This is a genomic window from Stenotrophomonas maltophilia group sp. SKK55, from assembly GCF_057179845.1.
Window position 1 is genome coordinate 164055 of the sequence record NZ_JBXUHP010000048.1, and the last position, 12371, is coordinate 176425.

Genomic DNA, 12371 nt, shown 5'->3' on the forward strand with positions numbered 1-12371 from the left:
GAACACGGACGGGTAGCGCCGGGCCATGCCCGGCGGAGGTAGATCCACGAGACGCGTGGATGGCTGCTACGGCATCCAGCCCAGCAGCTGCTGCAATCGCTGGTGCGGGTCGTCCATCTGCAGCAGCTGCAGGCGCTGCTGCTCGCTCAGCGGCAGCAGTTCGGCCAGCCGCCAGCCGACCCAGCTGGCCTGGTCCAGCAGCGCCGGATTGGCCGGCGCATAGGCCTCGCCGGCCTGCTCGATGATGTGCCCCAGCACCGTGGCCAGCAGTGCATGCTGCGGCCGCAGTTCGTCATCGGGGTCTTCCTCGCACCAGCGCACATCAGCCACCACCAGGCCGTTGTCGCGCACGCGGGTGCGCTCGACATGGAAGCGACGGGTGCCGCGCAGGCGCAGCTGCAGCACGCCGTCGGCGCCGACATCGAAGTCTTCGATGCGTACCTGCACGCCAAAGGCGGCCGGTGTGGCCGGTGCGCCGACCTCCTCGCCCTCGAGGATCAGGCAGACACCAAATCCCTCACCACTGCGGCCGCTGTCGCGGACCAGGTCCAGATAGCGCCGCTCGAACACGCGCAGGCCCACCGCTGCACCCGGTACCAGCGCGGTGTGCAGCGGGAACAGCGGCAGCGAGCCGTCGCCGCTCATCGGGCCTGCAGCGCGGCGAGGAAGCGTCGCGGGGCACCGTCGAAGCCACCGTTGGACATGAATACCACGTGGTCACCACTGCGCGCGCTGGCCTGCAGCTGCGCCAGCAATGCGTCGGTATCGGGCACCGCGTGGGCCTGGCCACGCACCGCGGCGATCACCGCCGCAGCATCCCAGGCCAGTTCCGGGCGATGCAGGAACACCACTTCATCGGCCAGCGCCAGCGAGGGAGCCAGCGCCTGCGCATGTGCGCCCAGCCGCATCGAGTTGCTGCGCGGCTCCATCGCGACCACGATGCGCGCATCACCCACCTTGGAACGCAGGCCCTCCAGCGTGGTGGCGATCGCAGTCGGATGGTGGGCGAAATCGTCGTAGACGGTGATGCCGTCATGGCTGCCGATCACTTCCATGCGGCGCTTGACGCTGCGGAAGCGGGCCAGCGCCGGGATCACGTCGGCCGGGGCCACGCCTACCGCGTGCGCGGCGGCCAGCGCGGCCAGACCGTTGAGCACGTTGTGGCGGCCCAGCAGCGACCATTGCACATCACCCAGCGCCTGCCCACGATGGTGCACGCGGAAGGCGCTGCCATCGGCGGCCAGCAGCTCGGCATGCCACTCCAGCGCCGGATCGAATCCGAAACGCTCGACCGGGGTCCAGCAGCCCATCGCCAGCACTTCGGCCAGGTACGGATCCTCGCCGTTGACGATAAGCCGCCCACGTGCGGGTACGGTACGCACCAGATGGTGGAACTGGCGCTGGATCGCGGCCACGTCCGGGAAGATGTCGGCGTGGTCGTATTCAAGGTTGTTGAGGATGGCCACCAGCGGCCGGTAGTGCACGAACTTGCTGCGCTTGTCGAAGAAGGCCGTGTCGTACTCATCGGCCTCGACCACGAACTCGCGGCCCTGGCCCAAGCGGGCGGAGACACCGAAATCCTCGGCGACACCGCCGATCAGGAAGCCCGGCGAGCGGCCTGCACTTTCCAGCAGCCAGGTGAGGATGGTGGTGGTGGTGGTCTTGCCGTGGGTACCGGCCACGGCCAGCGTATCGCGGCCCGGCAGCACCTGCTCGGACAGCCACTGCGCGCCGGAGATATAGCGCTGGCCGGCATCGAGCACGGCTTCCACGGCGGCATTGCCGCGCGACAGCGCGTTGCCGATCACCACCTCGTCGGTGCCGGCCGGCACGCTGTCGGCACGGTAGCCCTGGTCCAGGATGATGCCCAGCTGTTCGAGCTGGGTCGACATCGGCGGGTAGATGGCCTGGTCGCTGCCGCTGACGGAATGCCCAAGTTCCCGCGCCAGGGCGGCCACGCCGCCCATGAAGGTGCCGGCAATTGCAAGGATATGTACGCTGCTCATGACCGAGGATTGTGACCGATGACGGCTGTATAGGGCCAATGTCCGCTATCGGGTAAGACAACCCCTACACGGGATGTGAGAAAACTCCAATCAGCTGTCAGGGAATTCCCGATAGCGATGTTCTGTGAACCCGGACACAATTCGAACTGCCAGCCGCAGTACCCGAACCGGTCCTACTCCCCAAGAGGCCATCCCCAAGGGAGCTCATGCTGCGGGGCCCTGAGCAAGCCCTTCGCTGGCGCCTATCAAACGACACAGGCCTGATCCTCGCGGACCAGGCCTGTGTTTTTTGCGCCCGAAGGACCGGAAGCATGCCGGCCCCGCCGGATCAGGCCTTGATCGCTGCCAGGATGCGGGCTTCGATCTCGTCCAGCTCACCGACGCCATCGACGCGGGCCAGGGTGCCACGGCCGGCGTAGAAATCGACCACCGGGGCGGTCTGGTCGTTGTAGACCTGCAGGCGCTGGCGCACCGCTTCCGGGTTGTCATCGGCGCGGCCCTGCTCCTTGGCGCGGCCGGCGATGCGGTCGACCAGCAGCTCGGTGGGCACATCCAGCTGTACCACCGCGTCCAGCGGCTGGCCGATCTTGGCCAGCAGGCCGTCCATCGCATTGGCCTGGGCCACGTTGCGCGGATAACCATCAAGGATGAAGCCCTTGGCGACATCGGCCTGGGTCAGGCGCGACTCCAGCATGCCCAGCAGGATGTCGTCCGACACCAGGTTGCCGGCATCCATCACCGTCTTGGCCTGCTTGCCCAGCTCGGTGCCGGCGGCGATTTCCGCGCGCAGCATGTCACCGGTCGAAATGTGGGCGATCCCCAGCTTTTCCTTCAGGCGCGTCGCCTGTGTCCCCTTGCCCGAACCGGGCGGTCCCAACAGAACCAATCGCATTGACCTGACTCCAACGTGTTGAAAACAAAGAAGGTTCGCGTCCCGGACGGTCCGGTATCGCTGCACCGCAATAGCGCCACTTTACCGCATCCGGGTAATGTCCCTGCAATGTCCCCTCCCCCGAGCAGGTAGAAGCATGCGCAACGGTACTCTCCTTTATGCCCAGTCCGGCGGTGTCACCGCCGTCATCAATGCCACGGCGGCAGCGGTGATCGAGCAGGCCCGGGCCAAGGGCATCAAGGTCCTGGCCGCCCGCAACGGCATCCTCGGCGCGCTGCGCGAGGAGCTGATCGACACCAGCAGGGAGAGTGCCGCCGCGATCCGCGCCCTCGCCCATACCCCGGGCGGCGCCTTCGGCTCGTGCCGGGTCAAGCTGAAATCGCTGGATGCCGACCGCGCCCGCTATGACCGTCTGCTGGAGGTGCTGCAGGCCCACGACGTGCGCTGGTTCCTCTACAACGGCGGCAACGACTCGGCCGACACCGCACTGAAGGTCTCGCAGCTGGCCAAGGCCTCCGGCTACGACCTGACCTGTATCGGCGTGCCCAAGACCATCGACAACGACCTTGCCGTTACCGATACCTGCCCCGGCTTCGGATCAGCGGCCAAGTACACCGCGGTCTCGGTGCGCGAGGCGGCACTGGACGTGGCGGCGATGGCCGAAACCTCCACCCGTGTCTTCATCTACGAAGCGATGGGTCGCCACGCTGGCTGGCTGGCCGCCGCCGCCGGCCTGGCCGGCAACGGTGATGACGAAGCGCCGCACATCATCCTGCTGCCTGAGCGCGCCTACGACGAGGCCACGTTCCTGGCCAAGGTGAAAGCCGTGGTCGAGCGCGTCGGCTACTGCGTGGTGGTGGCGTCGGAAGGCATTGCCACCGCCGATGGCCGCTTCGTTGCCGATGCCGGCGGTGGCAAGGACTCGTTCGGTCATTCGCAGCTCGGCGGCGTGGCGGCGCACCTGGCCGGCCGAGTCAAGGATCAGCTGGGCCTGAAGGTGCACTGGGCACTGCCCGATTACCTGCAGCGCTCGGCCCGCCACCTGGCCAGCAGGACCGACTGGGAGCAGGCGCAGGCGGTGGGCAAGGCCGCGGTGCAGCTGGCCCTGAAGGGCCGGAATGGCGTGATGCCGGTGATCGTGCGCAGCAGCGATTCACCGTATCGTTGGAAGATCGAAGCCGCGCCGCTGTCGAAGATCGCCAACCACGAGAAGAAGATGCCGGCTGGTTTCATCCGCCGCGATGGCTTCGGCATCACGGCCAGGGCACGCGCCTACCTGTCACCACTGATCAAGGGGGAAGCACCGCTTCCCTATGGCACCGATGGCCTGCCGAAGTACGTCACCTTGAAGAACGTGGCGGTGAAGCAGAAACTGCCGGCCTTCGAAGGCTGACCTGAAAAAGGGGACGGAGGGGATTAAGTCGCATACGCCCCTCTGTCATCTCCAACAGCATCAGCAGTGGGTCGGATACGACTTAATCCCCTCCGTCCCCTTTTCATGGAGGTCATCATGGCACTGCGTGTTGTTCGACTCGGTACGCCGCGCCAACCCGGCGAGGGACTGCGCATCGGCACGGTGCGGCGGCCGCCGCGCGGCGTGCCGCGCAGCGAGTTCGCCCGACAGGACTGGTACGACGTCTGGTTTCCGACCCTGTCACCCAGCGCGGAGCTGGTGAAGCGGGCACATGAGGCAACGACGGCGGCCGATTGGACCGCCTTCTTCCGCCATTACAAGGCCGAGATGAAGGCGCCCGATGCCGCCCACGCGCTGGACCTTCTGGCCGCGATGTCGCAACACAGCGACATCAGCGTGGGCTGCTACTGCGAGGATGAAGCGCACTGCCACCGCAGGGCATTGCGCGAGCTGCTGGTGGCGCGCGGGGCAATGCTGGCGGATTGATCAGCCGGATGCCGGCCAGCGGCTGGCACTACCACGCGTGGATGGCGGCGTGGGCGCAGCGCCCGCGCCACCTCAATTGCAAGCCTTGCCTTCCATCTGCAGCTGCGCGGCGAACATCGTCACCTGCGGAATCTGGCCGGCGGCGGCCTGCTTCTTCGCCTCTTCCAGATAAATGCGCGATTGGCCCTGCCCGTCCAGCTCGACCTTGTGGCTCGACGGCAGGCGCCACACCCGCACCACCGCCTGCTGCGCCGGGCACGCGGCATTGGGCACGCGGATCACATCATTGAGCTTCCAGCCCTTGTCGGCACTCGGCTGCGCCTTGGTGTAATCGACGAAGCGCGCGCGTGGCTGGCATTGCTCGCTGGTCCGGACGGCGGAGAAGCGATATGGCGCGGCGGCATCACCGGTGAACGCACCTTCCAGCCGCGCGCAGGCCTCGGGGATCTGCCGCAGCGTATGCACCGCGCCCACCGCCTGCGGCGCACCGACCGCACGCTGCAGTTCCGGCGTTTCCGCAGCAAAGGCCGGTGCGGCCGGGACCAGGGCGGCAAGCATCAACAGGGACAGGCGCATGGGGGATCTCCTACGGGGCTGTGCGCAGGCTTGCAGAGGCTGCCTTAACGGGGTGCAAAGGCCGTTGGCTCGCCAATCATGCCCAGGGCCCGACGGCATGCGCCGCGGCTCCCAGGAGCCAGTCGAGCATGGCTCGACTCTACAAGTGACGGCACGCATACTGCGGGCACCAGGGAATGCTGAACACCGCCATACGTCGGACGACCGCCCAGGTCGGTACGGGTTGGTTCCAGGCTGCAGCCCGTCGTCCCCCTCGTGGTGCCGTTCATCGCCACTGGATGCCTACATCCATTCTGCGGAGGGGTCTAATGCTGGAACGTCACGGGCTGTCACTGGCGCTGGGCTGCGCCATTCTCGCGATCCTGTTCGGAATCGTCTCGGCGCGCTGGATCCTGCGCCAACCCACCGGCAATGCGCGCATGATCGCGATCGCCACCGCGATCCAGGAAGGTGCGCGTGCCTACCTCAACCGCCAGTACCTGACCATCGGCATCGCCGGCGTGGTGCTGTTCGTACTGGTCGGTGTGTTCCTCAGCTGGTACACCGCGGTCGGCTTTGCGGTCGGCGCGGTGCTGTCCGGCGCGGCCGGCTACATCGGCATGAACGTGTCGGTACGCGCCAACGTGCGCACCGCCGAGGCCGCACGCCATGGCATCAGTGCGGCGATGGACGTCGCCTTCCGCGGCGGCGCGATCACCGGCATGCTGGTGGTCGGGCTGGGCCTGCTGGGCGTGGCCGGCTACTACGCACTGCTGCTGCGCATGGGCCTGCCGATGGAACAGGCGCTGCACGCGCTGGTCGGCCTGGCCTTCGGCTCTTCACTGATCTCGATCTTCGCGCGGTTGGGCGGTGGCATCTTCACCAAGGGCGCCGACGTGGGCGCCGATCTGGTCGGCAAGGTCGAAGCCGGCATTCCCGAAGACGATCCGCGCAATCCGGCGGTGATCGCCGACAACGTCGGTGACAACGTCGGCGACTGCGCCGGCATGGCGGCCGACCTCTTTGAAACCTATGCAGTGACCGTCATCGCCACCATGCTGCTGGGCAGCCTGATGCTGGCCGAAGCCGGTGCCAATGCCGTGCTGTATCCGCTGGTACTGGGCGGCGTGTCGATCATCGCGTCGATCATCGGCGCGCTATTCGTCAAGGTGAAGCCCGGCGGCTCGATCATGGGCGCGCTGTACAAGGGCGTGATCGTTTCCGGCGTGCTGGCCGCCATCGCCTTCTACCCGATCACCACCGGACTGATGTCCGACAACGTGCATGGACCGACGGCGCTGTATGGCTGCGCGCTGATCGGCCTGGTCCTGACCGGCCTGATCGTGTGGATCACCGAGTACTACACCGGCACCCAGTACAAGCCGGTGCAGCACGTGGCGCAGGCCTCGACCACCGGCCACGGCACCAACATCATTGCCGGCCTCGGCATCTCGATGAAATCCACCGCGCTGCCGGTGGTGGCGGTGTGTGCGGCGATCTGGGGCGCATTCGCACTGGGCGGCCTTTACGGCATCGCCATTGCCGCAACCGCCATGCTGTCGATGGCAGGGATGATCGTCGCCCTCGATGCCTACGGCCCGATCACCGACAACGCCGGTGGCATCGCCGAAATGGCCGAGCTGCCTTCGGAGATCCGCGACATCACCGATCCACTGGATGCGGTGGGCAACACCACCAAGGCCGTGACCAAGGGCTATGCGATCGGCTCGGCGGCGCTGGCGGCACTGGTGCTGTTCGCCGACTACACCCACAACCTGCAGGCAGCCAATCCCGGCCAGGAATTCCGCTTCGATCTCAGCGACCACACGGTGATCATCGGCCTGTTGATCGGCGGCCTGATTCCCTACCTGTTCGGTGCGATGGCGATGGAAGCGGTCGGCCGCGCGGCAGGCGCAGTGGTGGAAGAAGTGCGCCGCCAGTTCCGCGAGATTCCCGGCATCATGCAGGGCACCGGCAAGCCGCAGTACGACAAGGCGGTGGACATGCTGACCCGCTCGGCGATCCGCGAAATGATCGTGCCCTCGCTGTTGCCGGTCGCCGTGCCGGTGGTGGTCGGCCTGCTGCTGGGGCCGCGCGCACTGGGCGGCCTGCTGATCGGCACGATCGTCACCGGCCTGTTCGTGGCCATTTCGATGACCACCGGCGGCGGCGCCTGGGACAATGCCAAGAAATACATCGAGGATGGCCACTTCGGTGGCAAGGGCAGCGAAGCGCACAAGGCCGCGGTGACCGGCGACACTGTTGGTGACCCGTACAAGGACACCGCCGGCCCGGCGATCAACCCGCTGATCAAGATCATCAACATCGTGGCGCTGCTGCTGGTGCCGCTGCTGTAGATCCACGCGACGCGCGGATGGCAGGCTTGACAGGGTCGGATCCCTTTCCTGCGGAAAGGGATCCGACCCCGATGGCGGCCACCGCCCGGGCCCGGTCAGCAGGCAGCATCGTCTCGGGTTCCAGCGGTATCGGGGGATGCGGCGCGGCGGCGGGCCGCGCGAGGATCGTTGGCGTCGTCCACTTCCACGACCGGATTGGGCTCCGGTCGCGGTGCCGGCCGGCTGAGCACGTAACCGGCGCTGGCAGCAAAGAACAGGCCCACGCCAAGCAACAGGCGCCACGACGGATGCGCGCCCCAGCAGAACAGGGCAAAGCCCGCCGCCATGCCTGCGCTGGCAAACGCCTTGCCCTTGCCCGACACGGCGCCCTGCTCGCGCCACAGCCGCAGCGACGGGCCGTAGCGTGGATGCGCCAGCAGGCGCTGCTCGAACGTCGGCGAGCTGCGCGCGAAGCAGCCCACCGCGAGGATCAGGAAGATGGTGGTCGGCATGACTGGCAGCAATGCGCCGATCACCCCGAGGCCGACCATCAGCCAGCCCAGCGCGAACCAGAGCCAGCGCATCAGCGCTGCACCTGTGGGCGCGCGCCGCGCATCAGGCGAATTCCACTTCGACGTGGCGGTGCACGCTGCGGAACGCAGCGTCGGCTGCATCGATCACCTGCTGGTCCTGCTCGGCACTCAGCGGCACCGCGTCCAGCGCAGCGGTGAACTCGCGCCAGTGGCGCGCTGCGCCATCGGGATGGGCGGCCAGGTGGCGGGCGCCGAAATCACGGTTCAGGCCGAGCTTGGCCGCCATCTTGTACAGGATGGTGCCGCCCAGATTGGAGCCTTCGGCCACGTACAGCCAACCCAACGCAGTCGGCAGCGCGAGGTCCGAGGGCAGCGGGTCGATGTCTGCACCTGGCAGGGTCTGCTCCAGGTCCTGCAGGTCGCGTGCGATCTGTGCCAAGCGACGGCGCTCATCGAGATCGGGCAGCAGTGCGTCCAGCGCAGGGTTGGCATACAGCGCATCGATGCTGCGGTGGAAGCGATACTGCACGCGCAGGAAACGGGCGAAGTTACTGCGGTCGGCGAAGATGTCACCGGCCATGATGCGCTTGTCCAGCGCACCGTGGCTGTCGCGGGTGGCGGCCTTGAGCCGCAGGCTGCGGCTGTCTTCGGGAGCGATGTGTGCGTTCATGGGGGAATGCCAGGAGGGTCGTCCTGCTGTAGACGTCTGCCACGGGGCTTTCCCCAAGGCCGTCTACACCGATAATGGGCCATCCCCTTGTCCATCCGGAACCGACGATGATCACCACCGAACCGCGCATGACCAACCTGTTCCTGCAGCTGGGCCTGGACGCCAGCGCCGAGGGCATCGCCCGCTTCATCCGCGAGCACCAGCTGGCCACCGACGTCGAAGTGGTCGAGGCGCCGTACTGGAATGATGCCCAGCGCCAGTTCCTGTCCGAGTCGCTGCAGGCCGATGCGGCATGGACCACCGTGGTGGATGAGCTGAACGAGTCGCTGCACGAAGATGCGGTGAAGGCGTCGAGCGGGCTGTAAGTGCCCTGATGGGGGCGCCGGGCATGGCCCGGCGCTATCGTTGTCTCCCGCTGGGGTCAGAGCCCTTCCGCAGGAAAGGGATCCGACCCCGCAGATCAGTACTTCCAGGTCAACGCCAGCCTTGCGGTGCGCCCCGGTGCCGGCATCACGCCCAGGGCCAGCGGGTCCAGGTAATAGCGGTCGGTCAGGTTGTCCACGCCGGCTTCCACCGACAGCTGGTCGTTGAAGCGCCAGCTGGCGAACAGATCCACCAGCGTGGTTGGCCGGTACAGCTGCTGGATCGCCGACAGGCCCACGTTCCAGTCCTTGTCCAGCTTGCTGATCGGGCCAGCGTTGTGGACCATGCGGGTGCCGAAGGTCAGGCGCTCGTCGAACAGGCGCGAGCCCAGGGTCAGGTTGACCATGTAGCGCGGCGGGTTCTGGGTGTTGGTGTACGACCCCTCGAAGCCGCCGTCCACGCAGTTGGGCGTGTGGGCCAGCTCATCGTTCCTGCGCTGTGCGCCATAGGCCCGGCGCTCGGCGGCGATGTCCGGCGCGCAGGTCTTGGCTTTGAAATAGTAATGCGCGGACAGGTCGGCGAAGACCTTGCCGCTGTCATAGCTGGACTGGAATTCCATGCCCGAGACCTTGAATTGGTCGACGTTGCGGATCAGGCCCGCCGACAGCGTGCGGTAGTCACGGGTGATCAGGTCGTCGATGCGGGTATCGAAGTACGCCAGCTTCAGCGCCAGGCGGTCGCCGGCGGTGAACAGGTCATAGCGGAGGGTGCTGGCACCGATTTCCCAGCTGCGCGCATGCTCCGGCTTAAGCTCATCCACCGGCTTGGCGGCGGTGAACAGGCCCAGCGTGGTCTCGAACAGGTTCGGCAGCTTGGTGCCTTCGGCGTACTTCACGTAGACCAGGGTGTCTTCGCTGAAGCGGTAGGCCACGCTGGCAGTCGGCGAGAACGCGGTGTCACGGCGGCGGATCGGCGGCGACCAGGTCCAGCTGACCGGCACTTCCAGATCCTGCGGTTTGCCGGCGTCATAGAAGTTCCACCCACCGATGTCGCCCACCGTGCCCTTCTTGTACGGCGAGGCCAGCAGCGATTCCTGGGTGAAATTGCCATTGGCATCCGGATACCAGTTCAGCAACGCGATGCGCTTGGCGCGCCACGAGGGCAGTGCCGGGTTGCCGTTGAGCAGCTCGGTGTAGCGGTACTGGCCCTGCACCTCATAGGCATCGGGCGTGGCCAGGCGGTTGCGGTCATGCACCTCCACGCGGTTCCAGCGGCCGCCGGCCAGCAGTTCCCAATGCTCATCGGGCTGCCACTTCAGCGAGGCCACGGCGCTGTATTCCTTGCGCTCGGCGTTGCGCAGGAAGCGGTTGTTGACCAGGTCGTCGTGCTTGATCGGGCCCGAGCTGCCCGGGGCGATGTCTTCGTCGCTGTAGGACAGGCCGTAGTCGAGCGTGAACGCACCGGCGCGGGTGTCGAACGTCGAGGTGTTGCTGGCATCCAGGTTGAAGCGCTTCTGCCGCAGCGGGTTCCGGTAGGCATCCTTGTAGCCGGGATCGCCACTGAAGCTGGGCGCGTCGTACCACTCGGTGCGGCGGTCGAAGTACCACGGCGTGATGCCGGTCAGGCTGTTGTACATCACGCTGTCGGTGTCGGTGTACGCTGCATTGACGCGCAGGTCGATCAGCTCGCTGTCCGGATCGAAGCGATAGCGCAGGGTGTAGCTGTCCATGTCGACGTGGCCCGGGTCCCACTGCGGGATGCGGTCACGGTCGACGCGGATGATCTGCGAGGCCATGATCTCGCCGGCGGTGCCTTCGTAGCGGCGGTAGCCCGCTTCCAGCGTCTGCGCGTCGTCGATGCGCCAGGTGCCCTTGAGCAGCGCCGACTTCGAACGCGAGGAGGTGTTGAACACTTCAGTGCGCGGCGGATTCAGCGGCGCCAGCGTGCGACGGGTCTGCGGGAAATCATCGTAGCCATGCCGGCCCGAGAAGTAGTTGCCGTTGTCCCGGTAAGCGTAGGCGGCGACCAGGTCGAAGCGGTCCCAGTGACCGGCACCGGCCACGTTGAAGAACTGGCTGCCGGTGGCGCTGCGATCGGTGCGCGGTGTCGCACTGTAGGACGGCAGGTTGTTGGCACTGCCATTGGCCAGGCCACCGCGCACGCGCACCCCGAAGTCGCGCCCCTCGCGCAGCACGTCACCGATCTTCAGCGTCTCCATCTCGACCATACCGCCGATGCCACCGGAGGCGTTGGCCTGCAGGCTTGGGCCCTTGGTGATGGTCAGGCTGGAGATCAGGTCGGGGTCGAGGTAGGTGCGCTGTGACTGGCCCGCATAGCCGCGGTAGGTATCCATGCTGGACTGGCCACCGTCGATGATCACCGGTACGCGGCCCTGGCCCTGGATGCCACGGATGTTGACGTCGAAGCCATTGCCGACGCGCGGATCACCGGCGGTGACACCGGCCACACCCTTGACGATGTCACCGTTGGAGGTGCCGCGGAAGCGCTCCAGGTGCGCGCGGTCGAGCGTGGTGGTCGAACCCACGCTGCGGTAGCTGTCGAGCAGGCGTGCTTCATCGTTGTTCGCACCACTGTCGACGCGGTCGCCGGCCACACTCAGCGTGCCGGTGACGATCACACCGCTATCGGCCCGCACCAGCGTTGCTGCCTCCAGAGTGACCGCATCGGCGCTGACCCGGCGCACCGCCACGCCACTGCCCTGCAGCAGATGCTGCAACGCCTGGTTGGCCGACAGGCTGCCGCTGACCGCGTGGGAGGTTGCGCCGTGTGCCAGCGATGCGGGGTACACCACCTGCACGCCAGATTGGCGCATGTAGCTGCGCAGCGCCTCATCCAGCGGTTGTGCAGGAATTTCGAAGCGCAGTACGACCGCGTGGTCGCTGCGGGCGCTCTGCGCCAGTGCGGGTGGCGTCGTGCTGGCCAGCCCGGCGGCAAGCAACGCAATGCACAGACGGGACGGGCGCAGTACGCGGCCCGAGCGGTGGGAGTCGAACATGGAAGAACCTGTCAGGTAATCGGTGCCGCGAACGCGGCGTCATCCGCAACACGGGCGGACACGGCGACGTACGTGGCGACGGCGGGTACGTTCGCCGGGT

11 protein-coding genes are annotated in these 12371 nt (G+C 66.9%); 4 read left to right on the top strand and 7 right to left on the bottom strand.

Translation table 11 applies throughout. The annotated features are described in order from the left end of the window. Positions 1–66 precede the first annotated feature (66 nt). The 3 genes from AC2A1N_RS15270 to AC2A1N_RS15280 all read right to left on the bottom strand — a co-directional run bounded on the left by AC2A1N_RS15270 (position 67) and on the right by AC2A1N_RS15280 (position 2898). The gene (locus AC2A1N_RS15270; protein ID WP_005419042.1) at positions 67–645 is read right to left on the bottom strand and encodes an LON peptidase substrate-binding domain-containing protein; all 579 of its coding nucleotides are present in this window, start codon (positions 643–645) and stop codon (positions 67–69) included. Further along, positions 642–2006, bottom strand: a complete 1365-nt coding sequence (gene mpl, locus AC2A1N_RS15275) for a UDP-N-acetylmuramate:L-alanyl-gamma-D-glutamyl-meso-diaminopimelate ligase (RefSeq protein WP_154351378.1) — start codon at positions 2004–2006, stop codon at positions 642–644. Before mpl ends, AC2A1N_RS15270 begins: the two co-directional genes overlap by 4 nt. A 328-nt stretch (positions 2007–2334) precedes the next feature. Beyond that, on the bottom strand, positions 2335–2898 hold the full coding sequence (locus tag AC2A1N_RS15280) for an adenylate kinase (protein ID WP_005419045.1): 564 nt from the start codon (positions 2896–2898) through the stop codon (positions 2335–2337). 136 nt (positions 2899–3034) lie between these two features. Here AC2A1N_RS15280 and AC2A1N_RS15285 point away from each other — a divergent pair, with 136 nt between their 5' ends. Both AC2A1N_RS15285 and AC2A1N_RS15290 read left to right on the top strand, forming a co-directional pair. Then, on the top strand, positions 3035–4291 hold the full coding sequence (locus AC2A1N_RS15285) for a 6-phosphofructokinase (protein WP_061480500.1): 1257 nt from the start codon (positions 3035–3037) through the stop codon (positions 4289–4291). Between the two features lie 117 nt (positions 4292–4408). Further along, complete coding sequence (locus AC2A1N_RS15290; protein WP_005419050.1) at positions 4409–4798, top strand: DUF488 domain-containing protein; 390 nt, start codon at positions 4409–4411, stop codon at positions 4796–4798. 72 nt (positions 4799–4870) lie between these two features. On the opposite strand, the gene AC2A1N_RS15295 is transcribed toward AC2A1N_RS15290, so the two are convergent. Continuing rightward, on the bottom strand, positions 4871–5374 hold the full coding sequence (locus AC2A1N_RS15295; RefSeq protein WP_061480501.1) for a hypothetical protein: 504 nt from the start codon (positions 5372–5374) through the stop codon (positions 4871–4873). Between the two features lie 308 nt (positions 5375–5682). Between AC2A1N_RS15295 and AC2A1N_RS15300 the strand changes: the two genes are divergently transcribed. Next, positions 5683–7710, top strand: a complete 2028-nt coding sequence (locus AC2A1N_RS15300; RefSeq protein ID WP_061480502.1) for a sodium-translocating pyrophosphatase — start codon at positions 5683–5685, stop codon at positions 7708–7710. Positions 7711–7805: 95 nt separating this feature from the next. Here AC2A1N_RS15300 and AC2A1N_RS15305 read toward each other — a convergent pair whose 3' ends face one another. Together AC2A1N_RS15305 and AC2A1N_RS15310 are read right to left on the bottom strand one after the other, a co-directional pair. Beyond that, positions 7806–8273 (bottom strand): YbaN family protein, encoded by a 468-nt coding sequence (locus tag AC2A1N_RS15305; protein WP_134968684.1) that lies wholly within the window; start codon positions 8271–8273, stop codon positions 7806–7808. 31 nt (positions 8274–8304) lie between these two features. Then, a complete protein-coding gene (locus tag AC2A1N_RS15310; RefSeq protein ID WP_484372780.1) occupies positions 8305–8892 on the bottom strand; it encodes a biliverdin-producing heme oxygenase in 588 nt (195 codons plus the stop codon). Positions 8893–8999: 107 nt separating this feature from the next. Between AC2A1N_RS15310 and AC2A1N_RS15315 the strand changes: the two genes are divergently transcribed. After that, entirely contained in the window at positions 9000–9257 is a 258-nt protein-coding gene (locus AC2A1N_RS15315; protein WP_005410930.1) for a DUF2789 domain-containing protein, read from the top strand. Between the two features lie 95 nt (positions 9258–9352). On the opposite strand, the gene AC2A1N_RS15320 is transcribed toward AC2A1N_RS15315, so the two are convergent. After that, positions 9353–12271: a TonB-dependent receptor gene (locus AC2A1N_RS15320; protein ID WP_484372782.1), complete on the bottom strand. Its 2919-nt coding sequence runs from the start codon at positions 12269–12271 to the stop codon at positions 9353–9355. Positions 12272–12371 lie beyond the last annotated feature (100 nt).